34 protein-coding genes and 1 tRNA gene are annotated in these 24,611 nt (G+C 48.8%); 20 read left to right on the top strand and 15 right to left on the bottom strand.

Going from position 1 to position 24,611, the window contains the following annotated elements; all coding sequences use genetic code 11:
- Window positions 1-183: 183 nt before the first annotated feature.
- From ACKU41_RS05580 to ACKU41_RS05570, 3 genes are read right to left on the bottom strand one after another with little or no spacing between them, the layout of a single operon-like run.
- Complete coding sequence (locus ACKU41_RS05580; protein ID WP_319780337.1) at window positions 184-993, bottom strand: DnaJ domain-containing protein; 810 nt, start codon at window positions 991-993, stop codon at window positions 184-186.
- Window positions 994-1,001: 8 nt separating this feature from the next.
- On the bottom strand, window positions 1,002-1,439 hold the full coding sequence (locus tag ACKU41_RS05575) for a YkgJ family cysteine cluster protein (protein WP_319780336.1): 438 nt from the start codon (window positions 1,437-1,439) through the stop codon (window positions 1,002-1,004).
- On the bottom strand, window positions 1,439-1,861 hold the full coding sequence (locus tag ACKU41_RS05570) for a CoA-binding protein (protein WP_319780335.1): 423 nt from the start codon (window positions 1,859-1,861) through the stop codon (window positions 1,439-1,441). Before ACKU41_RS05570 ends, ACKU41_RS05575 begins: the two co-directional genes overlap by 1 nt.
- 142 nt (window positions 1,862-2,003) lie before the next feature.
- On the opposite strand from ACKU41_RS05570, the gene ACKU41_RS05565 reads away from it, so the two are divergent.
- Window positions 2,004-3,233 carry a Xaa-Pro peptidase family protein gene (locus ACKU41_RS05565; protein WP_321404568.1) on the top strand — a complete coding sequence of 410 codons (1,230 nt, stop codon included), beginning with the start codon at window positions 2,004-2,006 and terminating at the stop codon, window positions 3,231-3,233.
- 71 nt (window positions 3,234-3,304) lie between these two features.
- On the opposite strand, the gene ACKU41_RS05560 is transcribed toward ACKU41_RS05565, so the two are convergent.
- The 3 genes from ACKU41_RS05560 to ACKU41_RS05550 all read right to left on the bottom strand — a co-directional run bounded on the left by ACKU41_RS05560 (window position 3,305) and on the right by ACKU41_RS05550 (window position 7,673).
- Window positions 3,305-4,192, bottom strand: a complete 888-nt coding sequence (locus ACKU41_RS05560; RefSeq protein WP_321404567.1) for an AMIN domain-containing protein — start codon at window positions 4,190-4,192, stop codon at window positions 3,305-3,307.
- A gap of 266 nt (window positions 4,193-4,458) precedes the next feature.
- Window positions 4,459-5,646 carry an iron-containing alcohol dehydrogenase gene (locus tag ACKU41_RS05555; RefSeq protein ID WP_319780331.1) on the bottom strand — a complete coding sequence of 396 codons (1,188 nt, stop codon included), beginning with the start codon at window positions 5,644-5,646 and terminating at the stop codon, window positions 4,459-4,461.
- Between the two features lie 86 nt (window positions 5,647-5,732).
- Window positions 5,733-7,673: a cytochrome c biogenesis protein CcdA gene (locus tag ACKU41_RS05550; protein ID WP_321404565.1), complete on the bottom strand. Its 1,941-nt coding sequence runs from the start codon at window positions 7,671-7,673 to the stop codon at window positions 5,733-5,735.
- Window positions 7,674-7,753: 80 nt separating this feature from the next.
- Here ACKU41_RS05550 and ACKU41_RS05545 point away from each other — a divergent pair.
- A tRNA-Lys gene (locus ACKU41_RS05545) sits at window positions 7,754-7,829 on the top strand.
- A 45-nt stretch (window positions 7,830-7,874) separates the two neighbouring features.
- Here the strand turns inward: ACKU41_RS05545 and ACKU41_RS05540 are convergent.
- The 9 genes from ACKU41_RS05540 to ACKU41_RS05500 form a co-directional block, all read right to left on the bottom strand.
- A complete protein-coding gene (locus tag ACKU41_RS05540; RefSeq protein ID WP_321404563.1) occupies window positions 7,875-8,927 on the bottom strand; it encodes a site-specific integrase in 1,053 nt (350 codons plus the stop codon).
- 100 nt (window positions 8,928-9,027) lie between these two features.
- Window positions 9,028-9,504 carry an ImmA/IrrE family metallo-endopeptidase gene (locus tag ACKU41_RS05535; protein ID WP_321404561.1) on the bottom strand — a complete coding sequence of 159 codons (477 nt, stop codon included), beginning with the start codon at window positions 9,502-9,504 and terminating at the stop codon, window positions 9,028-9,030.
- A gap of 348 nt (window positions 9,505-9,852) precedes the next feature.
- Window positions 9,853-10,248 carry a BC1872 family protein gene (locus ACKU41_RS05530; RefSeq protein ID WP_321404559.1) on the bottom strand — a complete coding sequence of 132 codons (396 nt, stop codon included), beginning with the start codon at window positions 10,246-10,248 and terminating at the stop codon, window positions 9,853-9,855.
- Window positions 10,238-10,366 (bottom strand): Com family DNA-binding transcriptional regulator, encoded by a 129-nt coding sequence (locus tag ACKU41_RS05525; RefSeq protein WP_321404558.1) that lies wholly within the window; start codon window positions 10,364-10,366, stop codon window positions 10,238-10,240. Before ACKU41_RS05525 ends, ACKU41_RS05530 begins: the two co-directional genes overlap by 11 nt.
- The gene (locus ACKU41_RS05520; RefSeq protein WP_321404557.1) at window positions 10,363-11,067 is read right to left on the bottom strand and encodes a hypothetical protein; all 705 of its coding nucleotides are present in this window, start codon (window positions 11,065-11,067) and stop codon (window positions 10,363-10,365) included. Before ACKU41_RS05520 ends, ACKU41_RS05525 begins: the two co-directional genes overlap by 4 nt.
- Complete coding sequence (locus ACKU41_RS05515) at window positions 11,054-11,236, bottom strand: hypothetical protein (RefSeq protein ID WP_321404556.1); 183 nt, start codon at window positions 11,234-11,236, stop codon at window positions 11,054-11,056. The genes ACKU41_RS05520 and ACKU41_RS05515 overlap by 14 nt, the downstream gene beginning before the upstream one ends.
- On the bottom strand, window positions 11,237-12,355 hold the full coding sequence (locus tag ACKU41_RS05510) for a hypothetical protein (RefSeq protein WP_321404554.1): 1,119 nt from the start codon (window positions 12,353-12,355) through the stop codon (window positions 11,237-11,239).
- Window positions 12,356-12,437: 82 nt separating this feature from the next.
- A complete protein-coding gene (locus tag ACKU41_RS05505) occupies window positions 12,438-12,752 on the bottom strand; it encodes a hypothetical protein (RefSeq protein ID WP_321404553.1) in 315 nt (104 codons plus the stop codon).
- 512 nt (window positions 12,753-13,264) lie between these two features.
- Entirely contained in the window at window positions 13,265-13,915 is a 651-nt protein-coding gene (locus tag ACKU41_RS05500) for an XRE family transcriptional regulator (RefSeq protein WP_321404551.1), read from the bottom strand.
- A 369-nt stretch (window positions 13,916-14,284) separates the two neighbouring features.
- On the opposite strand from ACKU41_RS05500, the gene ACKU41_RS05495 reads away from it, so the two are divergent.
- The 18 genes from ACKU41_RS05495 to ACKU41_RS05410 all read left to right on the top strand — a co-directional run bounded on the left by ACKU41_RS05495 (window position 14,285) and on the right by ACKU41_RS05410 (window position 24,524).
- Window positions 14,285-15,088, top strand: coding sequence for an ERF family protein (locus tag ACKU41_RS05495; protein ID WP_321404549.1), 804 nt, complete (start codon window positions 14,285-14,287; stop codon window positions 15,086-15,088).
- Window positions 15,089-15,742: a ribonuclease H-like domain-containing protein gene (locus ACKU41_RS05490; protein ID WP_321404547.1), complete on the top strand. Its 654-nt coding sequence runs from the start codon at window positions 15,089-15,091 to the stop codon at window positions 15,740-15,742.
- Window positions 15,742-16,320: a 3'-5' exonuclease gene (locus ACKU41_RS05485; protein WP_321404546.1), complete on the top strand. Its 579-nt coding sequence runs from the start codon at window positions 15,742-15,744 to the stop codon at window positions 16,318-16,320. The genes ACKU41_RS05490 and ACKU41_RS05485 overlap by 1 nt, the downstream gene beginning before the upstream one ends.
- Entirely contained in the window at window positions 16,320-16,742 is a 423-nt protein-coding gene (locus tag ACKU41_RS05480) for a single-stranded DNA-binding protein (RefSeq protein WP_321404545.1), read from the top strand. Before ACKU41_RS05485 ends, ACKU41_RS05480 begins: the two co-directional genes overlap by 1 nt.
- 13 nt (window positions 16,743-16,755) lie before the next feature.
- Window positions 16,756-17,964, top strand: coding sequence for an AAA family ATPase (locus ACKU41_RS05475; RefSeq protein ID WP_321404544.1), 1,209 nt, complete (start codon window positions 16,756-16,758; stop codon window positions 17,962-17,964).
- A gap of 17 nt (window positions 17,965-17,981) precedes the next feature.
- A complete protein-coding gene (locus tag ACKU41_RS05470; RefSeq protein ID WP_321404543.1) occupies window positions 17,982-18,380 on the top strand; it encodes a hypothetical protein in 399 nt (132 codons plus the stop codon).
- Window positions 18,381-18,424: 44 nt separating this feature from the next.
- Window positions 18,425-18,589, top strand: coding sequence for a hypothetical protein (locus tag ACKU41_RS05465; RefSeq protein WP_321404541.1), 165 nt, complete (start codon window positions 18,425-18,427; stop codon window positions 18,587-18,589).
- Complete coding sequence (locus tag ACKU41_RS05460; RefSeq protein WP_321404540.1) at window positions 18,589-19,059, top strand: hypothetical protein; 471 nt, start codon at window positions 18,589-18,591, stop codon at window positions 19,057-19,059. Before ACKU41_RS05465 ends, ACKU41_RS05460 begins: the two co-directional genes overlap by 1 nt.
- The gene (locus ACKU41_RS05455; protein WP_321404538.1) at window positions 19,043-20,335 is read left to right on the top strand and encodes a replicative DNA helicase; all 1,293 of its coding nucleotides are present in this window, start codon (window positions 19,043-19,045) and stop codon (window positions 20,333-20,335) included. Before ACKU41_RS05460 ends, ACKU41_RS05455 begins: the two co-directional genes overlap by 17 nt.
- Window positions 20,319-21,083 (top strand): helix-turn-helix domain-containing protein, encoded by a 765-nt coding sequence (locus ACKU41_RS05450; protein ID WP_321404537.1) that lies wholly within the window; start codon window positions 20,319-20,321, stop codon window positions 21,081-21,083. The genes ACKU41_RS05455 and ACKU41_RS05450 overlap by 17 nt, the downstream gene beginning before the upstream one ends.
- A gap of 119 nt (window positions 21,084-21,202) precedes the next feature.
- A complete protein-coding gene (locus ACKU41_RS05445) occupies window positions 21,203-21,547 on the top strand; it encodes a hypothetical protein (RefSeq protein WP_321404536.1) in 345 nt (114 codons plus the stop codon).
- A gap of 123 nt (window positions 21,548-21,670) precedes the next feature.
- Window positions 21,671-21,886: a hypothetical protein gene (locus ACKU41_RS05440; protein WP_321404534.1), complete on the top strand. Its 216-nt coding sequence runs from the start codon at window positions 21,671-21,673 to the stop codon at window positions 21,884-21,886.
- Window positions 21,886-22,032 carry a hypothetical protein gene (locus tag ACKU41_RS05435; protein WP_321404532.1) on the top strand — a complete coding sequence of 49 codons (147 nt, stop codon included), beginning with the start codon at window positions 21,886-21,888 and terminating at the stop codon, window positions 22,030-22,032. Before ACKU41_RS05440 ends, ACKU41_RS05435 begins: the two co-directional genes overlap by 1 nt.
- Window positions 22,029-22,919, top strand: coding sequence for a phosphoadenosine phosphosulfate reductase family protein (locus ACKU41_RS05430; RefSeq protein ID WP_321404531.1), 891 nt, complete (start codon window positions 22,029-22,031; stop codon window positions 22,917-22,919). Before ACKU41_RS05435 ends, ACKU41_RS05430 begins: the two co-directional genes overlap by 4 nt.
- Window positions 22,920-22,937: 18 nt before the next feature.
- Window positions 22,938-23,237, top strand: coding sequence for a hypothetical protein (locus tag ACKU41_RS05425; RefSeq protein WP_321404529.1), 300 nt, complete (start codon window positions 22,938-22,940; stop codon window positions 23,235-23,237).
- A 217-nt stretch (window positions 23,238-23,454) separates the two neighbouring features.
- A complete protein-coding gene (locus ACKU41_RS05420) occupies window positions 23,455-23,613 on the top strand; it encodes a hypothetical protein (protein WP_321404527.1) in 159 nt (52 codons plus the stop codon).
- The gene (locus ACKU41_RS05415) at window positions 23,606-24,121 is read left to right on the top strand and encodes a hypothetical protein (RefSeq protein WP_321404525.1); all 516 of its coding nucleotides are present in this window, start codon (window positions 23,606-23,608) and stop codon (window positions 24,119-24,121) included. Before ACKU41_RS05420 ends, ACKU41_RS05415 begins: the two co-directional genes overlap by 8 nt.
- On the top strand, window positions 24,114-24,524 hold the full coding sequence (locus tag ACKU41_RS05410) for a DUF5675 family protein (RefSeq protein ID WP_321404524.1): 411 nt from the start codon (window positions 24,114-24,116) through the stop codon (window positions 24,522-24,524). Before ACKU41_RS05415 ends, ACKU41_RS05410 begins: the two co-directional genes overlap by 8 nt.
- Window positions 24,525-24,611 lie beyond the last annotated feature (87 nt).

Below are 24,611 nucleotides of genomic sequence, written 5' to 3'. Positions count from 1 at the left end.
AACTTTAATGAGGGTATATATTCCGGATGCAGAAATGAATCCGAAAGAACGGCTGCCTTGAGGAGGCAGTATATAACGGTTCTGTTCTATATATAGGAGCTAGTCAAAAAATCGAAGGAAAACAAGAAAAAATGTAGCCCGTGGAATTATTTTTCATCAAAAGAAAATATGTCGGGCGAAAAATTATTTTGCCAGTATGCGCAGGTACAGGTCCCCTTTGAAGGGACCGAGTTTGCGACCCTGACCTTTGAGGCGGATAGGGCGCCCGATGACGAAATCGCGGGGCAGGGTGATTTCAAGGGTTTTGCTCTTTTTGCGAATCCCCTGCTGAAGGGTGATGCGTACTGTCCGGCCCGGATGCAGGGCTGAGGCCGGAAAAGAAACTGTCTGTTCAAAATCAAGTTGCCCTTGAAACCATGCTTTAACCCCTGACCCAAAACCGGAGGAAACATCTACAGATGCGGTTTTGTCTCCCCAGTTGAGATTCAGTTTGCGTTCTTTGATCGGGGCTGAAGGTTTCTGAAAAGGTTTGTCTTTGCTGATCTGGCTGTAGATATCTTCAAAAACCTGCCGGGCAAAGGGGTCATTCAAAATATCTTTGAGCACGTCCTCTTCCTTCTGGAAAAAGTAACGGCTCTGCTGGGCATTTGAAGTATTGTTGCTGCGCGTTTCGGTTTTGGCTCTGGACTGCTGGGCCCGGTAGGCGCTGGCACCTTCGCGAGCGGTCTTGCGGTCCGAGTGTGACTTGAAATCTGATTTTGTCCGGGTGTATGAACGCTTTTCCGCAGAAGATTTTGCGGCTCCGGTGTTGCCTGCCACGTTCTTGAGGAAGACGTAGGCCTCATTAAGCTCGCGGAATTTTTGGGCGGCATCAGGGCTGGGATTCAAATCAGGATGCATGCTGAAAGCCAGCTTGCGAAAAGAACGTTTGATGTCCTCCTCGCTGGCGTTTGGTCCGACTTTTAAAATGCTCTGTGCCTGTCTTGTGTTCATAGCAGAAACTAATCTTCGTCAGTAATCAGTGCGTTGGGGGCAACATCAGGGTCGTGCTGGCGTAAGCCTTCGTCGCGAATGTATTGCTTGCCTTCTTTAACAAATCCGGCGTGTCCGGCTTCCTTGTTTACGCCGGGACAGTATTCCTGAATCATCTCCCAACTCATCTCGTCGATAAGGTTCCCCCGGAAGAATGGCCATGCGCGGCAGATATCCGGTCGGCCGGGGTGAACTCCGCAGCCTTCATTATAAAAAACACAGTACCCGTCCTCGCGGGATTGGAGGCGTATCTTACCGTTCACGGTTTCGCTGTGTTTTTCAATCAAGTCCTGTTCGGAGATGCCGAGGTGCCCGGCGAGACGGGTACGGTCCTTGGCTGTCATGATGATGCCGCCTTCTCCCTGACAGCAATGGCCGCACATCCGGCATTCGAAAGCCTTACTCATTATTTCTTGCCTGCTAAATTTATATGGTCGACCATTATGCAACGGTCTTCGATTACGGTGATGTTATTACCCGAGAGCAGCTCCCGTGCTTCCGGGCTGAAAATACCTTCCTGCATCCAGAAGCATCTGGGCATGTTTTCAAGTTCAAGTACTTCGCGGGCATGGCCCGCACAGAACTCGGAAGCCCTGAACAGGTTTACCAGATCAACCGGAACGGGAATGTCAGTGACAGATTTATAAGTCTTAAGCCCCCATACATCCTGTCTTTTAGGGTGTACAGGTATAATCTGGTATCCCGCATCAATCATGTAACGGCAGACTCGGTCCACTGGGCGTCCGGGTTTATCCACCGCGCCAATTACGGCTATAACCTTGACCTCGTCAAGAAGTGCGGCTAATTTTTTTTTGTCAACTATAAGCATTTTTTGATCTCTCCAGGCAATTTATTTTCGCATGCTACAGTAAAGCCCGGCTACTTGCAAAGCTCTCTTTTACCCGAGTACAGGGTTTTCTTTCCCAAGAATCCTTTTTATATGGAATTGATACATCCAAGGAGTATTTCCCATGTCTGATCTTGAACCAAATGTAGTTGTACCTCGCAGTGAACTTGAATCCCGCTGGGCAAAGTGCCGCCGTTTTCTTCCTGAAGTGGCTCCGCAGGCTGGGGGCATGCTCTGCTTTTCGCGCTTGCAGATTTATTATCTCTCCGGTTCCTTTGTCAACGGTGCTGTGTGGCTGCCGCTGGAAGGTGAGCCTGTTCTTTTTGTCCGCAAGTCTTTTGACCGGGCCAGAATCGAAAGTACCATTAAAAATATAGTCCGCTTCAAATCATTTAAAGAACTTGCTCCTCTTGCCCGGGAATCAGGGCAACCCCTGACCGAGGTGATGGGAGCTGAAACTGCAGGGCTGACCTGGCAGCTTGGAGAAATGCTTACTTCGCGTATGCCTGAGTTTAAATTTGTTCCCGGTGATAAAGTGCTGGCTCTTTCCCGCGCTGTGAAGTCTGAATGGGAGTTGGAAATCATGCGCGAAGTCGGTCATCTGCATAACACCGCTTTGGCGGAGGTCCTTCCGGAGCTGCTTGAGATCGGCATGAGCGAGTTGGAGATGGCCAAATATCTCTGGAATGTGTTTTTTGAGCTTGGGCATGAAGGTCACATGCGCATGCAGAGTTTTGGCGAGGAGATTTTTCTCGGCCATGTTTCTGCCGGAGATTCAGGCGTTTACCCCAGTTCTTTTAACGGTCCGTTGGGTTTGCGAGGAGTGCATCCAGTATCCCCTTATATGGGTAGCGGTGATAAATTCTGGGATGCAGGTGCTCCTCTATCTGTTGATTGCGGATTCGTCATGGAGGGGTATCATACTGATAAAACACAGCTTTACTGGTCCGGTGCGAAAAGTTCTATACCCAAAGAGGTTCTGGATGCCCAGCTTTTCTGTCAGGATATGCAGGCCCTCGCTGCAGAGAATCTCAAGCCCGGAACTCTGGTCAGTGATGTATATGCCAAAGTCATGGCTGAGGCTGAGAAGCAGGGATATATGGAAGGTTTTATGGGGATCGGTGAATGCAAAGTTCCTTTCATCGGTCATGGTATCGGTTTGACAGTGGACGGTTTTCCGCCCATTGCCAAAGGATTTGACCTGCCCATTGAGGAAGGTATGGTCTTTGCCCTTGAGCCGAAGCAGGGTATTCCCGGAGTGGGCATGGTCGGGGTGGAAAATACTTTCGAAGTTAAAGCTTACGGAGCAGAGAGCATCACTGGAAATGATTTCGATATAATCTGCATTGAATAACTATGAATGCAAAATCCCCCGGAACGGTTGAGTTCCGGGGGATTTTTTCGTCTTAAGCCTGCCAAAAAAAATTATTTCACATTAATATCAAGGCCGTTTTCTGTCTTGCTGATGACTGGTGCCGGGGTCTGTCCTTTGAGATCCATGACCATTCGTATTTTTTCATCGTAGATACCAATTCTGAATTTTGAAAAAATCGGGTTTTCCGGCTTGAGTACAGTCGGTCCGAAGTAGTCCCATTTGCCTTGAATATCGACGACAAGGCGGTTCGGATCTTTCAGGAAGAAAGATGTGTAGGAAAGAGGAGCACCGCCGAGATCAAGGCTTATTCTGGTCTGGCCGTCAACTTCTTTGAAGTAGATGGATTTCAGTTTACCTGCCTGCAGGCTGTGTTTTTCTTCTTCCGTATTTTTAACTTCTTCATCTTTCTTCGCGGGGGCTGTGGAGTTCCCTACATCTGTACCATTGAAAGAAAGAATAGTTTTTGCCGTGGCATTGGCCTGTGTCGCATTATTCTGTGTGGCGTCGTTAGTCCCATTTGTGGGTGCGATGACAACTGTTCCATTGCTGATATCAAAAGAGCTGTTAGTAGCATTGACAATGGCCATGCTCAGCAGAGGAAGTTCATTTGCGGGTTCGCTTTCAATAATTTCGATATTTGGTTCTGCAACCGGTGATGTTTCCGCTTGTTCTTCTTGGAGCAGCCAGCTTTCCGGGAGCAGTAGTTGCGGATTTATTACAGCCAGGATTGCCAGTGCGCCGAATATATGGATCAGGGCCTGCTTGCTGGTAAAATAGTTGCCGAAACGACGAAAGCTGCGGCTGCATGAGCCGCAGGAGTAGGACCTGACCGGGATAAGCAGGGAAATAAGTACGTCAGAAACCAGTCCCCGCCTGAAGTACAGGCGGTTGCTGTCGCAAAACGGGCATTGAACAATTCTTTTCTGCTTTTTAGTCATTGTGCGGTATATTCCTCCGATCCCCATCTACCTACACTTTGAAGCTTGCCAAAATTCTTTAATTGTCTGTGGTTATACTTATAAAAGACCATACGGCAATGTCAATTAACAGTTTTTTTTAAATTAGGGGAACCCACACCGTGAGTCCCCCTGAATAATCAAATGCGGCAGCGTTGCTCCCTTAGGCTCAGTAACCGTTAGGGTAAGGACAGAAGCTTTCCGCTTCGAGCCTTAAGGATATCACAAATCCGATGCCGCTATGGTCATTAACCGGCTATAGCCTCGGACATGATGCATTCCAGATCTTCACGGCTCATATCTGCAGGGGTGAAGTCGAAAAGTTTGCCCATGGTCTGCTGCGCGATATCTACCAGTTCTGCAACATCATCTTCTTTTGCACCGTAATCTTTAAGTGACTCCTCATTGAATCCGGCTCTCTCAAGCAGGGAACGCAAGCCTTCGAGGAAAACGGTGGAGCGCATGTTTTCGTCAAACTGCTGGGTGTCGTATCCCATAGCCATGGCGAGATCTTCAAAGCGTTCCGGGCTTTCCGGGATCAGGCGTTTGAAATATGGGATGGAAAGTTTGGCAAGGCCGAGTCCGTGCGGAAGTTCCGGGTATTTCGCGCTCAGTGCATGTTCCAGTGAGTGCTGAGAAATGCAGCGGGAAAGTGTTTCGCACATACCTGCAGCTGTGCTGGACCAAGCCATGACCGTGCGGGCTTCAATATTATCGCCTTCGGCAATCGCCATGGGCAGGTAATGGCTGCTCAAGTGTACAGCTTCGAGGGCCAGCATGTCGCTCATGGGCTGATGCGCGGTGGAAAGGAAAGTTTCAACCGCATGGAAAAAGGTATCGATACCTGTGTAAGCTGTCATGCGCGGGGGAACGCTGACCATGAGTTCGGGATCAACGATTGAAATCGCCGGAAAAGTGGAATCATTGCCGAGGCTGATCTTTTCAATGCCGCCAGATTTATTGATTACCGCCCACTGGTCCGCTTCTGTGCCGGTTCCTGCTGTGGTTGGAATGGCGATGAGGGGGGCCGCTGGATTTTCGGGATTGACTCCGCCACCGGAGCCGGACTGCATGTAATCCCAGCACTTACCGATGTTGGTTGTCAAAAGGGCAATGGCTTTGGAAGCATCGATAGTGGAACCTCCTCCAAGGGCGACTATGAAATCAATACCCTTGTCGCGGGCTATTTTTGCTGCCTCGTCAACCTGATCTGATTGAGGGTTAGGGGAGATTTTATCGAAAACAACAGTTGAAACATCCTGCTTGGCAAGAGCTGCCTGTATTTTATCAAGATAGCCGTTTTTGATCATGGCCCCTGATTCTCCGATCACGATCATGGCTTTAGTGCCTTTGGGCAGGGGCAGGGTTCCCAGCTCTTGAATTTTTCCGGGACCGAAAACAATACGGGTCGGGATGAATATTTGAAAATTGAGCATGCGCTTCCTTTCTATATGATTTTTTAAAGTTGCTGTTGAGCCACGTGATAACTGACTGCGGCACAGTCGTAAAGGGTGTCGGTATTTTATTTCAAAGTCTGTTTCAAAGCCTCTTCCATCTGTCCGGTGGTGTAGATATCGCGGATGACGGTTGGGGAAGATGCGGTTTGTCCCGGTTTAAAAATAGCTGCCAGTGGGATGGATCGGCTGCCCAAAGCACGCAGGAATTCATCCGCAGTCTTGTCCGGTGCGGTTAGGTCGACTTTGATAAAGGTGAGACCGTATGTCTCCTGCCAGCGGTTCAGGTTGACCGGAGTCAGCACGGTCTGTTCAAGAACTTTGCAGGAAGGGCACCAGTCAGCAGTGAATTCCACCAGCATTGCTTCGCGGCCAAGGCGGGCAGTGAAATCCTCCTGCTCAAAACCGATCCAGTGTGCTGCCCGTTCCTGTGGGGTTGCGGCCCAGATGCCGGCTGAGATGCAGATCGCCAGTGCACTTACTCTAAGCAGGTGCATGACGGCTTTTTTGTCCGCACCGGCTGAAATCCCCCACATCCATGCTCCCACTGCGGTAAACCAGAGGAAGATCATGGTCGGGATGTACATATCCTCGGGCAGAATGCTGAACAGGTAAATACATGTTCCGGCAAGGAAGAATCCTGCTGCCCGTTCGATCCAGATGGTCCATGCCCCCGGTTTGGGAAATTTTGTTGCCAAACCCGGGAAAACAGCCATCAGTATGTAAGGCAAAGCCATACCCGCCCCCACGCTGAGGAAGACCGAGCTGATTATATAATGAGGTTGGACCATGGCCCAGCCCAGTACTCCGCCAAGAAACGGTCCGCTGCACGGGGTGGCCAGCAGGGTGGCAAGTACCCCGGTAAACAGGGCCTGCCTGCGCGGTCCGCTGTTTTCGGAGCCGAGTTTGAGGTCCACAATGGGCAGGTTAAAAAGCCCGAACAGGCTCAGGCTGAGCGCAAAGACAATCCCGGTCAGCCCGATTACAACCGGAGGTTTTTGGAAAATCTGCCCCCAGGCCATCCCGGTCATGCCTAGAATTCCGCTGAGAATACCGAAGTAGAGGAGGATGCCCAGTGCAAAGAAAATATTATGTTCCCGGAAGCCGCGTTTCTGCTCTTCCTCGTTTTCGTGTCCGGCCCCGGCCAGGAGGGTGGATAGTTTCAGACTGATAACAGGGAGCACACAGGGCATGAAGTTAAGCAGGAATCCGGCCAGTAATCCGAACAGAATCGCAGTGGTCAGGTCCGTTACTTCAAGTCCCGGAGTGAAAGAACGGGGGGTAAGGGAGCTGAATGAAAATACGGAATTTACCCTGCCGGTTTCCAGTTCCTGTTCAGGGGAAGCATTATTTTGCGGTTGGGATTTTGCGGTTTTATCCGCAGCCTTGGCTTCGTCCTTGGAGGCGATGTTTTTCAGAGAAATCTTGATGGTTTTTGCACCGTTTCGCGTTTTTACAAATTTTGGCCACCAAGGTTGCAGGCTGGCCTGCGGAAGATTTTTCGGGGAAACAGCCATGCCGAAGAAATCCAGATCCGTTTTAAATGGCTGGCAGGCTGTGTCAGAACACATGAGTAAAGACAGTTTTGTTTTGAGGGTGAATGATTCCAAAGAAGGCGGCACCGGAACCAGAATAGGAGTCGGCTCCGAGTAAATGGAAACTTTCTGGCCTTTGTTGAAGGGATCATCTTTGAGTTTGCCCGGCAGGTAAATGACTGGAAGTATCGTGTTGTCCGGAGTCAGGGTTGCTGTAAGTGTAGTCGGCTGACCAAGTTTGCCCGGATTGTGGGAGTATGTATACCAGCCGTTTTTAGGCTCAAGAATCAGTCCGGCCAGAATGTTGGTTTTTAACCCTGTTTGTTCCTGACTAGTTTTGTCGAGGCTGTATAGTTTCCATTTTGTATCAAGGTTCGGATTCCGGTTTTGGGCACTAAGAGCCGTTTGCGGACAGATAAGTGTAAAGGTTGAAATGAAACTTAATAAAATCAAATAAATTAGCTTAAAACGCATTTAGTTGCCTTTTTTTAAAAAAAAATTAAAAACTTGTTGACATCTGCAGTGAATATATCTAAACCCTTTTCTCACGACACGGGTCACTGGCTCAATTGGTAGAGCAGCGGACTCTTAATCCGTTGGTTGAAGGTTCAAGTCCTTCGTGGCCTACCACAGTAAATACAGGGGTTTATGGCAGAGAAAAGCTCAAATTTTGGGCTAGCCTAAACCCCTTTTTTCGTTTTTACTCACCTTTTTGTTCACCTCCTGTTTTTTGACGGGCCTGTCAAAAGCCCCTTCCAAGTCCAAATCAGTCAGCCCCAGCGAGTGCAAATATCTGGCTGTTGTGGTCACTGCCTGATGCCTCAAGAGCTTCTGAATATTTGGTAATGAGTACCCTTTATCAGCGAGTATGGATGCTGACAAGTGGCGTATGGCGTGAAAGTTAAATGGAGTGATTCCGGCTTTTTCGCACCACTTATTCATTACCTTTGTTAATGGGCTGTATGGTTTTTTTGTTTTGGGGCTGATGAAAACAAATTCTTTGAATCCTGTCTCCATCCGTTGCTCTTTAAGGACTTCCACAAGGTCTGAAATCATCGGAAGGGCATCCCTATGCATGCCGCCCCCGCGCCTCTTTCTGGTTTGCAGCCAGATCACCTTTTTTTTGAAATCCACGTCTGCCCACTTCAGGGTAAGGATTTCTGTCCTTCTTCCCCCAGTATACAGGAAAGTCATGAGCAAACGGGCTTCATGAGCCTGAACAGCGTCAACCAAACGCCAAAAGTCATCAACCGGAGGAATGTACTTTGAGGTTTTATCTACTCGGTAGGTCTCTACAGCGAATGGGTTTTCTTTAGGAAGGCCAAACGGACGCATACCCCAATTCCAAGCAGCAACAAGGAACTTGCGGTGAACATTGGCGCGGTGTGGGGATACCTTTCGAGCGACATGGTTAAGGTATCTTTGGACTGTCGTGTACTTAAGCTCGGTGACAAGCTGCATGCCCGATCCGGTTAACTCCAAAAAGGACAGATAGGCCCTCTCCTTGTCATCAATGTGCTTCTTCGTCTGCCCACGATTCGAGCAACTCTCTAGATAGTCGTCCAGTAAAACATGAAGCCTTGTGCCATCTTCTTGTGGTGAAGATATCTTGCTCCTCATGGCTACTTCCCACGCAATCGCGTCTTTCTTCGTTGGGAATTGTTTTTCTTTCCTTGATCCGCTCCATGAGACTCTTCCGTACCATTTGCCTTTCCTCTTTACTGGCATAATTTTCTCTCTCTATTGTCAAAGAACGCGCTTACAGATCAGTATAAGCGCGCCCCTTGTCAATGTCTAACATTAGTCGCTTAAAGTGTTTTGCATGGGGTTAGCTGAGACCTAAACGGAAGGATTCAAGCCGAGAACTTGCCGCGCCTTCCATTACCCAAAACAAAGAGGCAAGCTCTTCGGTGTCATTTCTTAGTTCTTTAGCTTTCGTGAGAAATGACGTTTTAGGCATGAGCAGGCCAGCAGCAAACCAGTTTGCCTGCATGCATTCTGTACGGTTTTCTTCTCGCGTGAAGAGTCGTGTTTTTCCGGGGTGGGAATGCATGAGAACGTGTCCCAGCGCATGGGCTATTGACCATCTATCTCGCTGTTCGTGGTAGTGCGGCTGTCTGAGCAAGATGATTTTAAAAGATTCATCCGCATAACAACACAGCTCTATTTTGTTTTCTGGTTTAGCGTACTCAATTTTTCCCCCAAGCTTTTTGACTATCTGGTGTACATCAATCCAGCATTGTTTTTCTGTTCGATGATTACAGGCCACACCTTCTGCTAGCGCTTCAATTTCTTTTCTGGTCATGGCCTGTCTTCCTTTAACCACTCCCATACAGCCCCCGCCATGCCCCTAAACACCTCTTCACCGTCCTTGTAGACTGCGTGAATATAGTTGTGACCTAAAGACTTGTGGGTGAAGCCGTGGAGCTTGAGAGTTTTGGTTAACGACATTTCGCCACGGTGTAGCTTTTTGATAAGCCGCTTCCAGCAATCCGCCTCAACGTGCTGCTTGTAGCTTGTGCAGCCCGGATCAGTTGAGGAGCACACAGAGGATGTGTCTTTGCTTAAGGGGTGGTCTGGAGACTCACAAAATAGTTCAGCAGGACACCCGGCGTGTTCTTCCAAAAGCTGACACGCAAGGTCTAGTGGGGTTCTATTTTTCATTGAGAAATCCTTTCCAGATCAGGAAGGCTTTGCAAATAGCTTCGGGCAATGTTTCGCCTATTCCATCAAGGGGAAGCCTCCCGTTTTTCGGGATAAATGCGAAAACATATCCATCCCCGTCGGGATTAGGGAACATCTCAAAGCCACCAAAACTTTCCATTTCCTCAACTAGTTCCTGTGCTGCGTTGAGGTCTTCGGCATAATCCTTACCACCGTCAGTTGCAGTGGCTTGGCAGTTGTCGCATTGATGAAAAGAGTCACCGTCAGCAGAACAACCAAGCTCACAATTGCACCGGGTACAGTAGGCCATGCCCAGCGAATCGAGATAAAACCATTTCTCGCCCCTTGTTAGGGTGACCATTTTTGAAAGCTGGCTACTTTTCATTGTTCCCACCCACGATCCTGACAATCTTTTTGCACTTAGGGCATTTAACCTGCACCTCAATCACCTTGCCTTTCATGAGTAGACGGTTGCAGCTGGGGCATCTGTGTTCTTGCATCATTGTATCCTCATTATTACCGCTTCCGGCAGTTGATCGTGGAACCAATCCAAGGGGCTGAACTGGGCATCCGGCTTGCCTGATCCGTAAAGGGTTTGAATCATGTCTCGCGCATAAGGGCAGGAGAGCATAAATTCTTCTGCTCCCCGATGGTCTGCGGGAATATATTCAGGCAAGTTTTTATGAAACACTTCCCGATATGCCTTGAACAAGGCCATTTTTCGGCCACCAGTAATCCCTTCAGAGAAAACTGGATTTCCTTTTTGGCTGAGAGTAGGACGGTAGGCTTTGCCTTTGTCCACTTTCTTTCTCAGTAGTCCGCAATCGGAGAGTTCCACTTTTGGGAATTTTGGGTGTGTTCTCCATTCTGCTTCCGGTGGCGGTTCAACTTCCGCGCCCCAGTAGCCAGCCTTTTCAAGTTCAAGGCGATTGTTTTTTTTCTGGTTAACCTTGGCCTTTTTTTGGGCTTTCTTGATTGCTGCGTATTCCCTTGTTGCCAGCCACCAATGGCGATCAAAGCTAAGCTCAGCTTCGGGCCATATTTTCCCCATCATGGCTTTTACTGACGAACCAGAGGAAGGGCTGTAATAATATTTCCCCTTAACCACTGAAGGCATCATGTAGTTGCCTGTTTTGATGTTTTTCAGCCTGCCTAGTGAATCAATATTAAAGTCCGCACCCGGCACAGGCCTACTTTCCAGCATTGTTGCTCCAGCAGATAACAGCTCCTTTAGGGAGCTTGGCAGACTCATTAAAAGACCGGATCGCGTTCAGCCTAGAGGCGCGTATTCCGTTTTTCTTCAACATGTATGCGGCCTCTTCTTCACTGAGCTTAATGTCGGGGTGACCTTCGTTTTTCAGCATGAACGACATTTATTCTTCCTCCCATTCAACAAATTCCCCATCTTTCACGATGTACCATGTGTCGGCCTTAAGTTTTTTACCGTCAATGATGCCAGCGCAGACCGAAATGATTTCATCAGACATATAGTCTCTTTCCACTGAGAAGATCGCGCAACCTAGTACCCCTTTGACCTTGCCTTTATAGCCAGATGCGAGAGCTACGGACTTTTCGCCTTCAACGCTGGCTGCACTCCGGTCTCCGGTGTTGGTGGCTGCACTCTGGTATCCGGTGTTGGTGGCTGCACTCCGGTCTCCGGTGTTGGTGGCTGCACTCTGGTATCCGGTGTTGGTGGCTGCACTCTGGTCTCCGGTGTTGGTGGCTGCACTCCAGTATCCGGTGTTGGTGGCTGCACTCTGGTCTCCGGTGTTGGTGGCTGCACTCCGGTCTCCGGTGTTGGTGGCTGCACTCTGGTCTCCGGTGTTGGTGGCTGCACTCCGGTCTCCGGTGTTGGTGGCTGCACTCTGGTCTCCGGTGTTGGTGGCTGCACTCCGGTCTCCGGTGTTGGTGGCTGCACTCCAGTATCCGGTGTTGGTGGCTGCACTCTGGTATCCGGTGTTGGTGGCTGCACTCCGGTCTCCGGTGTTGGTGGCTGCACTCTGGTATCCGGTGTTGGTGGCTGCACTCTGGTCTCCGGTGTTGGTGGCTGCACTCCAGTATCCGGTGTTGGTGGCTGCACTCTGGTCTCCGGTGTTGGTGGCTGCACTCCGGTCTCCGGTGTTGGTGGCTGCACTCTGGTCTCCGGTGTTGGACTCCTTCTTTTCGTCCGTCACCTTACTAAGCACCAGATCAACCGCAGCCTGAACCATTCCGGGAATACCGATTTCAGCCTTTACGCTAAGTTCTTTGCAGACGCGCTTTGAGTCGAAACCCTCTTTTTCGGGAGAGGTCTTGTTGCCTTCAACTGTGCAGTAACGGCAACCGTCACCGGGGGGATAGTAGCCGAATACGTCAAAGGGGCTTTCGCAGAAGTGCAACCCCTCATTGCACAGTTTTATATCTCCCTCATGGGTAGCGGTTTCACCTGTGGCAAACTGCATGCCTCTGCACTTCATGTCCTTGTCGAATCCTTTGAATCCTTTTACTTTCATTTTGTAGTTTCCTGTAATTTCAAGGTGTTATTGTTTTTAGTAGGTAAAAAAAGAGAATGGCTAGTTCTCTGGCCTTAGTCGATTACCAATCAGGCTGCTCAATCCCGTGTCGTTTTCTAATGGTTTCAATTTCAGGGTGATCAGCAATCAGATTTTTATATTTGATGGTCCTGCGCTTGTCCCCGTAGACAGACTCTTGTTCGTAAGGGCCTTCATCAAACCAGCAGATCAAAAGCTCTTTATAAACGCCTGTCGCTTTATTTTTGGTGGGCTTCTCCAGAAGTTCCATAAAGGCTTCTTCCGTAAGAACGTACTCAGTTCTACCGTATGGCTCGGCTGTTGTTTCTCGCAAAAACTCATAGTCTTTACGGGTCTGTTCGTAGATTACCTTAGCCAATTATTCGCACCTCCTCCTGTCTGATTTTTGGGGCTATTTAACGTGCGCCCCATACACGGCCTTTCCGGGCCTTTCCCGATGGTTCATTATGCCTGTTAGATTCTTCCCCAAGTGACGAGGCCCGATTAGCAATGCCAAAGGCTATGGTCATTATAAGGACGGGGAAGTCCCTGATATTCTCTGCTAAACCCTGCCGTTGTCCTCGTTCTGGGGTTTCACCTTCATCACTGCCTAGGGGGGTCCTTGCTTTGCTCGGCTCTCCATCCCTTTATCTGGCAACTAGGCTAATAGCCGTCCCTAATAACTGGCGGGGCAACTCGTACTGGCGGGTTATCAGTGATCTACTTTTCGGAAGCTGTATCCGGGTGTGTTCGATGTGATTTCCCTGACGTGTTGAGAAAAGCATATCTCTCTCCGGTGAAGAGTCAAGGGAAAATAGAGATAAAATAGAGATAGGAGGGCAATAAAAAAGGCCGCATATAGCGGCCCTTTTCCAACATCTTGAAATGTTATTATAAATCTGACTGAGACATATTGAGGACTCTACCAATAACAGTACAGTCTTTGTTTTTAATAATGTCTTGAGGGTTGTTGTCGGTGGCAAAGGCTACGCCTGATCCGGCAGGGATACATCTACGAATAAGCATTTTGCCGTTATGCCAGACAACGAAAACTTTGAACTTGATAGGCTTGTTTTGGCTTCTATCAATTAAGATGATCGAGTTTTCGGGTATGGTTGGCGCCATGGCCTCGTCTTGAACTCGATATACAACCATGTCGTCAGGGCATCCAATCGCGTTTAGCCATTCCTTAGAGTATGCAAAGTGTGACTGAGTGTTTATGTCAATTATGGGTTCATTATCTTCACCTATAGTAGGTGTAGACATGAACGGAATTCCTAAGAAAATATCGCTAGAGCGCACCGACTCTCCAGCAGTTGACCTAATTTCTGATCTCTCCAGAAATAAGTCTGACCAATCAACGTCAAGAATTTCGCTAATCTTTTTCTGTACTTCCGGGCTTGGATTTGAACGATTGTTGACTATATCGCTCATATGTTTGCCGCCTATACCTACCTTTGCAGCAAGCTCTTTTTGTTTCAAGCCCTTCTCTTTGCGTAAACGTGTAATATTACGTCGAAATACTTCAAAAGACTCTTCCATCGTTCTTCCCATCCTTAATAGATACATAAAAACCCCTCGTTATTCTATAGGCAAAAATTCTATTTTTCGCCTTGACTTCAACTCTATTCTAGCTACACTTTTTTCACCAACACAAAAAATGCAACAGAGTTAAGAAACGTTAAGGAGGTGTTTTTATAATTTATAACAATAACGGTCAATAGCCTTAATAACAAAGGTCTCAAAAAGGTTGATTGAGAACCATAAATTTGTGTTCACATGATCAAGTGAGTTATTATGGGTCTAGGATTAACTTTTTTTATCACTTTTGCAACTACAAAATGAAAAAAAATCTTTAAAAGTAGGCATATTGTCTAGAGATTGTCTATCGCATAGGAGGTGTAAACCCCGGTGACTAGTGAGTTACAAGCCAAAATGGTTGCCATTCAAACCGAGCTGAATTGCCCTAAGAATCAGTTCAACAGCTTTGGAAAATACAAGTACCGCAGCTGTGAGGACATTCTTGAAGGGCTAAAGCCCCACCTTGCAAAGCACGGTGTTGTTTTAACCGTCTCGGATTCTATGGAAGCTCTTGGAGACAGGATTTATGTGAAGGCCAAAGCAACAATCAGTCTGGGCGAACAAGCAATGTCGGCTACAGGCTGGGCAAGGGAGCCGCTAACTAAAAAGGGAATGGACGACAGTCAGGTAACAGGGGCGGCAAGTTCATACGCCCGGAAATATGCCCTGAACGGTCTGTTCTGCATTGACGACAACAAGGACGCAGATAGTCAAGAGCCACCCGGCAATGATCAGCAGAGACAGCAACAGGGCAGACCACAAGGCAACCAGAATCAACGCCAAGGGCCTCCCCCGCAGCAAGGGCAGCAGGGACAACAGCAGAACCAAAGACAGGGGCAACCCCGCAATCAACAGCAGGGAGCACAGCGTCAGCAGAACCAAGCGGTGGACAATGTGCAAAACGCCTTCCTCGGCTCACAGGTGACTGGGCATGGAAAGTTGGCACAGGCCGGACAGGTTCAGAGAGTAAACATCATCTGCACAAATGAACTTGGACATAAGGACCGGGCAACCCGGATCAAATACATCAATAATTGGCTGATGGGTAAATTCCCGAATCATCCACACATTGATTCAACAAAACATCTGACCTTTGATGCGGCAAGCGCATTCATACAGGCAGGAGGTAGATAAATGCTGAACGTATTCATTGACATTGAAACCATCCCCGGACCGGAGAAACCGAAGAAAAGCGAAGTCTCTCCCCCCGGTCAAATGAAGAAAAAAGAAACTATCGCAAAATGGTTTGCAGAAAATGGCGAGACCGCACGGGATGATCTTTGGAAAAAACAGGCCCTTGAAAGCCTCAAGGGGCGGATCGTTTGCATAGGCTTTGCGGTTGAAGATGGTCCCGTAGAAACGGTCTACGGAAAAGATGAAGAAGAACTGCTGTTTCGTTTCTGGGGGCGCGTGAAAGAGCTTAACGGATTTGGTGACAACATTCGCTGGATTGGTTTTAACCTGCGCTCTTTTGACATGAATTGGCTTTATCATCGGGCAGTAAAATACGGCCTGAAAGACCTTGCAATACAGATTCCTCGCAAGCGCTATGCAGACAGCGTGGTTGATATCCGGGAAATCTGGAACGGCAAGCAGGACGACAGAGCCAAGGGAACACAGGACGAAATAGCCGTCTTTCTGGGGTCTAAACGCAAAACAAAGGATATGGACGGCTCTAAGGTCTTCGGCCTTTGGCAGAAAGGGCAGTTGTCCAAGATCGGCGAATATTGCGGTGAAGATGTTGAAAGCGTCCGTGATGAATACCGGAAGCTGGAGGGAACGTTTTAATGATCATTCTCTTTTATGACACCGAGACAAGCGGCCTGCCGTCAACAGGGGAAGCCTTGGATTCTCCCAAACAACCCGACATGGTTCAGCTTGGCGCTCTTCTCTACGACACTGAAAAGGATGAATTCATTCACAAACTGTCGTTGATTGTGAAGCACAAAGATTGCCGCATGTCTCCCAAGGCTCTTGCCGTGCACGGTATTGATCAGAGACGTATGGAAACCGGGCTTCCGGCTGCTGCTGTGGCTGAGATCGTCAAAGGGCTTATGGCAACAGCTGACATGTGCATCGGCTTCAATATCGGGTTCGACAAGAAGATTCTGAAAATCTTTATGGCAAAAGCCGGGGTTGATTTTGAAGAGGTTGACCATGGCTGCATCATGCATCCCCTTACTGATGTATGCAAACTCCCCGGCAGGATGGGCCGTTATAAGTGGCCCAAGTTGACCGAGGCACATGCAAAGCTGATCAACCCTGAAGGCTTTGATGATGCGCACGATGCTTTTGCCGATATTATGGCTACCTACGATCTTTGGAAATATTGCGTTGATAATAACATCAAACCGAGGGGTGTTTAATGGCTGGAAGCATGAACAAGGTAATCCTGATCGGCAGATTGGGGCAGGACCCGCAGCTTAATTACACTCAGTCCGGGCAAGCGGTGTGCAGTCTAAGTGTTGCCACTGACGAAGGCTACAAAGATAAGAACACCGGGCAGAAGGTTGACAAGACTGAATGGCACCGGGTTGTAGCTTGGAGACAGACAGCAGAGTTTGCAGGCCAGTACCTGAGTAAAGGCCGCTTGGTTATGGTTGAGGGTAAGCTTGAGACCCGCAAATGGCAGGATCAGAACGGGCAGGACCGTTACACCACCGAAATAAACGCCTCCAACATTCAGGCTTTGGACAGCCAGCAGGACGGAGGAGGCCAGCAGGGTAACAGTGGCTATGATCAGCAGGGCTACCAGCAGCAAGGCCAGTACAATGGAAACTATAATTAAGCGAGGCTAAGACATGCGCATAGTTAGACTTGAGTCTCAGAACGTGAAACGGTTGAAGGCTGTTTCAATTGTCCCTGAGGGCAACGCCGTGGTTATTGGCGGCAATAATGCACAAGGCAAAAGCTCTGTTCTTGACTCAATCTTCATGGCCCTTGGTGGAAAGGTTGCACAAGGACAGAACCCCGTCCGAGAGGGAGAAGAGAGAGCCGTTATTAAATGTGACCTTGGCGAATTGCTTGTAACCCGCACCATTACCGCTGAAGGGAAAACTACCGTAAAGGTCCAAAACGCAGAAGGAGCAGCGTTTTCAAGCCCCCAAGCAATGCTTGATGCTCTGTCTTCAAAGCTCACTTTTGACCCGCTGGTATTTGCGAATGAAAAACCGCTGGCTCAGCTTTCCACCCTTAAAGAGTTGGTGGGTTTGGACTTCTCCGAACTCGACAGCCGGAGGGCGGAGGTCTTCAGCAAGAGAACTGAGGTCAACCGCAAAGGCAAAGAAGAGGCGGCAAGGTTTAACAGCTTGGATTTTCATGCTGACGCCCCAAGTGAACCTGTTTCAGTTGCTGTGCTTATGGATCAGCTTCGCGAGGCAGAGGCGTTTAATTCTGAAGTCGCTGAATATGAAGCGGCAATAAATTCAAGGCAGGAGCGGATCAAAGAGGTTCAGGAAGAGATTGCAGCCTTGCAACTTGAACTTGCCCACCTTGAAGAGTCGGAAACAAACGCCCCCGAGCCGAAACCTTACGTTGATGTTGAAAAAATTCGAACTGAAATATCTCAGGCGGACGCAATCAACATGCAGGTTCGTGAAAACCTTGAGTACCGGGACACTGAGGCGGGTGTTGAAGCTCTGAGAGCTGAAAGCCTTAGGCTTACTGAAGCTTTGAAGGAAATCGACAACAAAAAGTCTGACCTTATGGCCTCTGCAAAGTTCCCTGTTGCGGGATTGAGCTTTGATGAATCCGGGGTTCTGTTCAATGGAGTGCCGTTTTCAAACTGCTCCAGCGCTGAACGCCTGCTGGTTTCCATGCATATGGGAATCGCAATGAATCCCAAGCTGAAGGTCCTTTTGATCCGTGACGGCTCATTGCTGGACGATGAAAGCCTTGAAACCGTCTTTGACGTTGCAAAGAAGGCTAATGCACAGGTCTGGATTGAAAGAGTCAGCAAAGGCAAAGAGTGCAGTGTCATTATTGAAGACGGCGAAGTCTTAACACGGTAACCGCAAACGAGGACATTTTGAGCAAAGTAACAAAGCCCAACATCAAAGAAAGTAAGTTCATTGAAACCCTGCAATATTCCTTCACCAAGGACGAATTGCAAGACAAAGCCCAGATCATGGCGGAGCAAGCAAACCTCAAGGCTGAGCTTGAAGACCAGAAAAAGACCGCCATGTCTGACTTTAAAGCCCAGATTGACAAATGCGAGGCGGATTTCACCCTTGCAGCCAAGCACTACCGCGCCGGGTGGATGATGCGCCCCGTGGAATGCATCAAGCGGCTTAACTATGACAGCGGAATGGTTGAATTCATCCGCACTGACACCAACGAGGTCTACAAGTCACGGCAGATGAACGAGGACGAGCGGAACATTCCCCTGCCCATGGACGAACCCGGCAAGGATGCCCCGGTTCAGTAACCATTATCGGGGCTGCTTCGGTGGCCCCGTTAACGAGGTAAATTATGAGCTACGAAGAAATTGATAAAATTGCAGAGCTTGAGGAAGAGAACCGGGAACTGAATGCCAAGTGCAAGACTTTTGAAAATGCGCTGACCCGCATTCAGCTTAGCAACGATGTTGTTGCATCTGAGATTGCAAACCAAGCACTCATTATGGGGAACTTGTAATGAAAGCAGTTATCGGGATTGATCCCGGCACTAGCAAAACCAGCCCCGGAGCTATGGCCCTGATTGCCGCTGACGGCTCCATAGAAACCCTTGATTGGATAGACGGGCCGACCATGGCAGCAAAAATGCTTGAATGGAAACAAGATTATTCACTTGAGCATGCGATTCTGGAACGGGTTCACGCCATGCCCAAACAGGGGGTAAGCTCAACATTTAAGCTGGGTGAAAACTTCGGGTTCTGGCAGGGGCTTTTGTGCTCCTTCGGCATTCCTTTTGAGACTGTACCGCCTCAAAAATGGATGCAAACATTTTCGCTCAAAAAGTCCGGTCCCACGGATAAGCCCGGTTTGCCTTGTGCGCGGCAGTTGTTCCCGGCTGCTGAGCTTCACTTGAAGAAACACAGTGGCAGGGCTGACGGGCTTCTCATGGCGGAACACGGAAGGAGAACAACAAATGCTTTCCGCGCCTGAGTCTGAGGCAATGGTTCTGGGCGGTGTCCTGAGTGGAACCACTGACGTAGACGATGTGCTGGGACAGGTGAAACCTGAAGAGTTCGCACCCGGTGCATATAAAACGATCTTTGAAACAATCAAGGTTTTACATGAGAAAGGCACCCCCATTGACCTTGTAACGATCAACAACAATGCGGTTCAGCGTTTTGACGTGACCGTGCTGGCCCAGCTGACAGAGAGCGCAGCCAGCAAGCAAAGCGCCTTACATCATGCCCGTGTGGTTAAAGACGCATTCGTTAGACGGACAGTTGCTGAACAAGGTGAAGAACTGATCCGGGCTGCAAGGTCTGGGGTGGAGACTTCCGCCTTGATTGAGCAGGCTACAACCGCACTTTCTGGGATTGCCACGGCAGAAACCGGGGAACAGGGCAAAGACGTATATTCTGTTGTCCAGCAGGTTTGGAACGAAACAACAGAGAGAATGGATAAACCCACTGCAACCACCGGAATTGCTACCGGGTACCAGCAGTTAGACAGGTTGCTTGGTGGGTACATGGAAGAACGGTTTATTATTGTTGCTGGCAGGCCGGGTATGGGTAAGACAACTTATCTCTTGAACTCTACCTACAGGGGCAGAACTCCTGCACAAGTGTTTAGCATTGAAATGTCCGCAGGTCAGTTAGTACAACGCCTGATTTGTCAGGATCAGCATTTAAACACCTTGGCGGTGCGTGATGCTCATCTAAACAAGGATCAGGAACAACAGTTCTCTAACGGCTGTGTTGCTGTTGGAGATTCGCGAATCAGAATTGACGATTCGCCTGTAATTACGGTGGAGGAAATCAAAGCCCGGTCCCGTATTGCTGTGAAAAAGTATGGCTGCAAGTTGATTGCTGTTGACCATATCGGGCTAGTAAAGCCCACTAATGCAAGGGTCTCCAGAGAACAACAGATTAGCCATATATCATGGCAGCTGAAGAGCCTAGCAAGAGAGTTGAAGGTTCCCGTAATAGCTCTTTCTCAGCTGAATAGGGCGGTGGAGCTTCGACCAGACAAGCGGCCTATTCTTGCCGACTTGCGAGACTCCGGGAGTCTGGAGCAGGACACGGACATAGTTATCATGCTCTACAATGGCAGCTATTACGCCAACAACAAAACATACAAAGCAGGAGTTGAAACCACGACTGAAGTACTAATCAGAAAGCACAGAGACGGACCGCTGGGAGTTGTCCCGCTGATCTTCCGCCCTGAGTTTTCGGCATTGGAGGAAATTGGATATGACAGAAAGGCATGAGCGTAGGTTTCTAGGGGTTTGGATACCCAAGGAAATCTGGCTTTCCGAAGAGCTGACCTTACAGGAAAAGGCGTTCTTGGCTGAAATCCAGTCACTAGACAACGAAGACGGCTGTTATGCCTCCAACGGCTACTTTGCCAAGTTCTTTGATTTGTCCAAAACACGGGTGTCACTGGTGATTAAGTCTCTTGTTGAAAAAAAGTATGTCACCTCTGAAATCCAGTACAAGGAAGGTACTAAAGAAATCTTAAAGAGGGTACTTAAGGTTTGTTACATACCCCCTTTAACAAAAGTTAAAGACCCCTCTTTAAGGAATCTTAAAGACCCTCCCCAAGGAAAGTTAAAAGATAATAATACAGGTAACAGTACAGAGGATAAAAAACACTCTCCTGACATTGTGAAGTTCGTGCAGACTTTTCAGGACTACGTTTCTGAAGTCCATGGGGTAAAAGCTCCAAAAGTAACTGATTCCCTTCTCAGGAAAGGAGAGGACGTAATTGATAAGCTGATCCGGTTGGATGGATTCACCCTTGATCAGGTTAGAAACTCGCTTCGCTGGGCAGTTAAAGACGACTTTTGGGCTAAGAACGTCCTTTCATTGGCCTCTCTTCGGAAGAAGTCGAAAAACAACGACCTGACCAAAATGCAGAATATCTTTGCATCATGGGAAAGGAATGCAGGCCAAGGGACAACCACTCAAGGCCCCGAGTACATAACTGATCAGACAGACCTCTACGGCAATGGATGATCATATAGAACGGATGTTCCGAGAAGGGGCAGAGTTTCACGAAATGGTTTTGGCTATGGCAAACAATAAACCTATTACAGAACGCATGACACAAGATAGTCAAGCGGTCAAAGGTAAATATGAAAAAGCTTACCCCCTTGAAGGCAATCCGGGCCAAGTGCGTTGATTGCTGTGGAGACAACCGGAAAGAGGTTGCAGCCTGCCCGGTTGAAAATTGTCCCCTGTGGATATTCCGCGCAGGCAAAAGACCGAAGGAAGATTACGACAAATCGCCGCTGAAAACTATCCGGGCGTACTGCTTGCAATGCGGGGAACTGAACAGCCGGGACGATGTGCGGGAGTGCATGGTGGAATCCTGCCCCTTGCATGAACACAGGTCTGGGAGAACAGGTCGGAAGCTCAGCAAAGCGGAAAAGGAACGGCGCACAGCCATTTTGAAGGAAGCACGAAAGGCAAAAGCATAGGTTTTTGCTGAAAACTATACAGCTAACCTTGATCAAAACTCTTTAGCTCTCTTTTTGTGACTCGTTGGTCGAGTCGAGGCGCAAGGGAGAGCAAAGACGCGGTTAGCTGGGGAGAAAATAGAAATGAGAAAAAAGGTAGTGGTTGAAATTGCGCCGGACGAGGACGGAACAGTCCGTATTTACAACCCTGCAACCGGGGCACAGCTTTCTTACGGTGTGGTCCCTGAAGGGCTTCTTGAATGCCTTGAACCTGTCCCGGTGGATGATCTTATCCGGCTGAAAGAGTCGGGGTTTGAACCTGAAGGGCTGGTGAAGCTCCGCAAAGCGGGGGTTCTGTAATGACCGAAGCGCAGGAACTGTTCAAAAAGGAAATTGAAAACAAGGTGACAGGAGCAAAGGCCATGCTGGGCCTGACTGATTCGGCTGTTGAGGAGGTTTTGACCTCTGTAATGCATGGGATTGATGGGCATGAGGAGGATGGGTGAGCAGTGAAAACAACGTTGTCAGCTTTTCCGGGGGCAAGGATTCTACGGCTCTTTTGCTGATGATGTTGGAAAAAGGGATTCCGGTACATTCGGCTGTGTTTTTCGACACAGGGTGGGAGTTCCCCCTGATGTGTGAACATATTGATCGGCTTGAAAAGTATACTGGGCTGAAAATTCAGCGAGTAAAACCTAAAACCCCCTTTCCCGTCTTAATGATGGAACGAGAAATTGTTTCAAGAGAGGTAAGGGTTGAAAAGATCGGCCCAGCCCCCCCCCCACAAGAACTTGACTATGACGATGGTGACGATTTCAGGTTCGATTATGAATGCTGGGAGCTAGACCCCTTTGAGTATAAAAAGACGAAAATCGGGGAGGTTTACCGAATCGGCTATGGCTGGCCTTCTCCTTTGCGCCGTTGGTGCACAAGAGAAAAGGTGGGGGCAATAGATGCATATATCAAACGCATTGAGAGTGCTGTCTCGTGCATTGGGTATGCGGCAGACGAAGCCCATCGAACACAAAAGAAAACATTACAAAAAAAAGCAGCGGCGGGCTTTAAATATCGTTTCCCGCTCATTGAGTGGGGCGTAGATGAAGCAGCAGCCTTAAGTATTTGTAAATCACATGGGTTTGATTGGGGAGGGCTATACGAACACTTCCACCGAGTGTCTTGTTTTTGCTGCCCCTTGCAACGGATCGGGGACCTTCGCACTCTTCGCCGTCACTATCCCTTGTTGTGGGAGACCATGCTTGAGTGGGACGAGCGAATCACTTTAAATCCCGGCAAGCACAACGGCTTTAAAGATCATGTTACAGTGCGCGATTTTGAGGCTCGGTTTGCAGAGGAAGACAGGTTTTTAAAACTACCTCTTGCAGTAAACGAATAACTAACCACGGAGAACTAAATGATCATCAAAGTAAAAGGCGTATATGTCGAATTCAAAGCAGCAGATACCCCGCAGAACGGCAACGAGTTGATTAAGGCTCTTGAGGAACATGTGGAACAGGAGAAAGCAAAAAAGGCCATGCTCCACGCTGCCGAAAAAGCGGCAATGACTCTGGCTTACGTTGCTAAGTCTTTTGGTGCGGACGTTGCTGTCTCTATTGAGGACGTAGGGCCTGAATCTAAAGTCGTTGCCGGGGCTGTTGAGTGCGGAATTATGACCGCATGCCTCATGGCAGACCTTGAGGCCGGACGGCTTTAATGCACGATGAAGACGAAGAAAGCCCGGACCTGATCCGGGAGGCAGAGGAAGAGCTTTGTATCCACCTGAACCCACGGAGGTTGAGAAGATGGGAGAAGCCCGAAGAGTAAGAACAGCCCAGACGCATCAAGCCGCCAAGCCAAAACACGTCTGAGCCATTACAAGAAACTACAATCTCCCCGGTTACCAGCCGGGGAGTGCAAAGGTAAAGCAAAAAATGAAAGAACAGCTGATTGAAGCCCTTCGGGGTGTTTATAAAAATCAATACACGAACAAGCAGTATGCCGCATATGCCCAGTACATTGAGGACAACCCCGAATATATTGAAGACGGGGGAAATATGATGGATTTTGTTGAAGGGGGGATGCATGGGTAATTATCCTTGGATGTGTAAAAATGAAGAAGGGGCGTATATGTGTGAAAGTAAACCCCTTCTTCATAACGGCAAGTTTGAAATTGAGGGGAAGAGAATGCGTTTAAAGGTGCTTCCCCCTTGGTTGAAACAAGGGACATTGTGGCACGAAACGCCGTCTAGCTCTCCGTGCGCATGGGCTGGGGCCTTTTGGTTTCCCCGGTACCCAGAAAAGAAGCTGTCCAGTTTTGACATTTTGCATGAAGCTAACCGGGAATTCGGCCCCAACCGCACCTTTGTAAAGGCCGCAGAGGAGGCCGCTGAGCTTTCCGCAGCCTGCGCAAAGCTGGCAACCACTGACGGAATCGCCCTGAAGGAATGGGACAACGTTGTGGACGAAACGGCAGACGTTGAAATTACCAATGAAAGGGTTGCCCTGCTGTACCCTCATGGACCGGAAGAGTTTGAGCGGTTGGTGCATGAGCGTAAGGCTTATAAGCTGAAAAGATTGGAGGGAATCCTTAATGCATAAAATGGAACTGATCCGGGTTGAACAGAGCAGTGAAGCCACCCTTGGTATTTTCAAGGCTGACGGGAAGGCTATATGCTGGATGCTGGAAGAACCGTGGCAGAACAACAAACAAAATGTGTCTTGCATCCCTGAAGGCGAATATGAAGTAGATTATGAATACTCCCCATCCAAAGGCCGCGCTCTCTGGACAATTAAAGACGTGCCGCACCGTGATTATGTGCGCATTCATTCAGGCAACACTGTTGATGATACTGAGGGTTGTCCCCTGACCGGAACTAAGCCCGGTTATCTGCAAGGCAAAAGGGCGGTGCTCAGCAGCCGGGAAGCATTCAATAAGCTCATGGAGGCCACAAAGGAATGGACAGGCCCGGTGAAGATCGTGATTACCAACGTGGCGGCGTAGAGTTTGAGGATTTAAAGCTTATTATTGGAGAAAGAAAGGCCCGTGAGGTTTGCCGGGAATATGGAGGCCGAGAGATACCAACGTCTC

The organism is Maridesulfovibrio sp. (assembly GCF_963678865.1).
In the GTDB taxonomy this organism is placed as follows: Bacteria; Desulfobacterota; Desulfovibrionia; order Desulfovibrionales; family Desulfovibrionaceae; genus Maridesulfovibrio.
The sequence above is the reverse complement of the archived record's forward strand: the minus strand, read 5'-3'. Positions and strand labels throughout refer to the sequence as shown.

Coding starts and splice junctions, on each gene's coding strand:
- ACKU41_RS05580 (WP_319780337.1), bottom strand. CDS start 993: ATGAACACAAGACAGGCACAGAGCATTTTAAAAGTCGGACCAAACGCC.
- ACKU41_RS05575 (WP_319780336.1), bottom strand. CDS start 1,439: ATGAGTAAGGCTTTCGAATGCCGGATGTGCGGCCATTGCTGTCAGGGA.
- ACKU41_RS05570 (WP_319780335.1), bottom strand. CDS start 1,861: ATGCTTATAGTTGACAAAAAAAAATTAGCCGCACTTCTTGACGAGGTC.
- ACKU41_RS05565 (WP_321404568.1), top strand. CDS start 2,004: ATGTCTGATCTTGAACCAAATGTAGTTGTACCTCGCAGTGAACTTGAA.
- ACKU41_RS05560 (WP_321404567.1), bottom strand. CDS start 4,192: ATGACTAAAAAGCAGAAAAGAATTGTTCAATGCCCGTTTTGCGACAGC.
- ACKU41_RS05555 (WP_319780331.1), bottom strand. CDS start 5,646: ATGCTCAATTTTCAAATATTCATCCCGACCCGTATTGTTTTCGGTCCC.
- ACKU41_RS05550 (WP_321404565.1), bottom strand. CDS start 7,673: ATGCGTTTTAAGCTAATTTATTTGATTTTATTAAGTTTCATTTCAACC.
- ACKU41_RS05540 (WP_321404563.1), bottom strand. CDS start 8,927: ATGCCAGTAAAGAGGAAAGGCAAATGGTACGGAAGAGTCTCATGGAGC.
- ACKU41_RS05535 (WP_321404561.1), bottom strand. CDS start 9,504: ATGACCAGAAAAGAAATTGAAGCGCTAGCAGAAGGTGTGGCCTGTAAT.
- ACKU41_RS05530 (WP_321404559.1), bottom strand. CDS start 10,248: ATGAAAAGTAGCCAGCTTTCAAAAATGGTCACCCTAACAAGGGGCGAG.
- ACKU41_RS05525 (WP_321404558.1), bottom strand. CDS start 10,366: ATGATGCAAGAACACAGATGCCCCAGCTGCAACCGTCTACTCATGAAA.
- ACKU41_RS05520 (WP_321404557.1), bottom strand. CDS start 11,067: ATGCTGGAAAGTAGGCCTGTGCCGGGTGCGGACTTTAATATTGATTCA.
- ACKU41_RS05515 (WP_321404556.1), bottom strand. CDS start 11,236: ATGTCGTTCATGCTGAAAAACGAAGGTCACCCCGACATTAAGCTCAGT.
- ACKU41_RS05510 (WP_321404554.1), bottom strand. CDS start 12,355: ATGAAAGTAAAAGGATTCAAAGGATTCGACAAGGACATGAAGTGCAGA.
- ACKU41_RS05500 (WP_321404551.1), bottom strand. CDS start 13,915: ATGGAAGAGTCTTTTGAAGTATTTCGACGTAATATTACACGTTTACGC.
- ACKU41_RS05490 (WP_321404547.1), top strand. CDS start 15,089: ATGCTGAACGTATTCATTGACATTGAAACCATCCCCGGACCGGAGAAA.
- ACKU41_RS05485 (WP_321404546.1), top strand. CDS start 15,742: ATGATCATTCTCTTTTATGACACCGAGACAAGCGGCCTGCCGTCAACA.
- ACKU41_RS05480 (WP_321404545.1), top strand. CDS start 16,320: ATGGCTGGAAGCATGAACAAGGTAATCCTGATCGGCAGATTGGGGCAG.
- ACKU41_RS05475 (WP_321404544.1), top strand. CDS start 16,756: ATGCGCATAGTTAGACTTGAGTCTCAGAACGTGAAACGGTTGAAGGCT.
- ACKU41_RS05465 (WP_321404541.1), top strand. CDS start 18,425: ATGAGCTACGAAGAAATTGATAAAATTGCAGAGCTTGAGGAAGAGAAC.
- ACKU41_RS05460 (WP_321404540.1), top strand. CDS start 18,589: ATGAAAGCAGTTATCGGGATTGATCCCGGCACTAGCAAAACCAGCCCC.
- ACKU41_RS05455 (WP_321404538.1), top strand. CDS start 19,043: ATGCTTTCCGCGCCTGAGTCTGAGGCAATGGTTCTGGGCGGTGTCCTG.
- ACKU41_RS05450 (WP_321404537.1), top strand. CDS start 20,319: ATGACAGAAAGGCATGAGCGTAGGTTTCTAGGGGTTTGGATACCCAAG.
- ACKU41_RS05445 (WP_321404536.1), top strand. CDS start 21,203: ATGAAAAAGCTTACCCCCTTGAAGGCAATCCGGGCCAAGTGCGTTGAT.
- ACKU41_RS05440 (WP_321404534.1), top strand. CDS start 21,671: ATGAGAAAAAAGGTAGTGGTTGAAATTGCGCCGGACGAGGACGGAACA.
- ACKU41_RS05435 (WP_321404532.1), top strand. CDS start 21,886: ATGACCGAAGCGCAGGAACTGTTCAAAAAGGAAATTGAAAACAAGGTG.
- ACKU41_RS05425 (WP_321404529.1), top strand. CDS start 22,938: ATGATCATCAAAGTAAAAGGCGTATATGTCGAATTCAAAGCAGCAGAT.
- ACKU41_RS05420 (WP_321404527.1), top strand. CDS start 23,455: ATGAAAGAACAGCTGATTGAAGCCCTTCGGGGTGTTTATAAAAATCAA.
- ACKU41_RS05415 (WP_321404525.1), top strand. CDS start 23,606: ATGGGTAATTATCCTTGGATGTGTAAAAATGAAGAAGGGGCGTATATG.
- ACKU41_RS05410 (WP_321404524.1), top strand. CDS start 24,114: ATGCATAAAATGGAACTGATCCGGGTTGAACAGAGCAGTGAAGCCACC.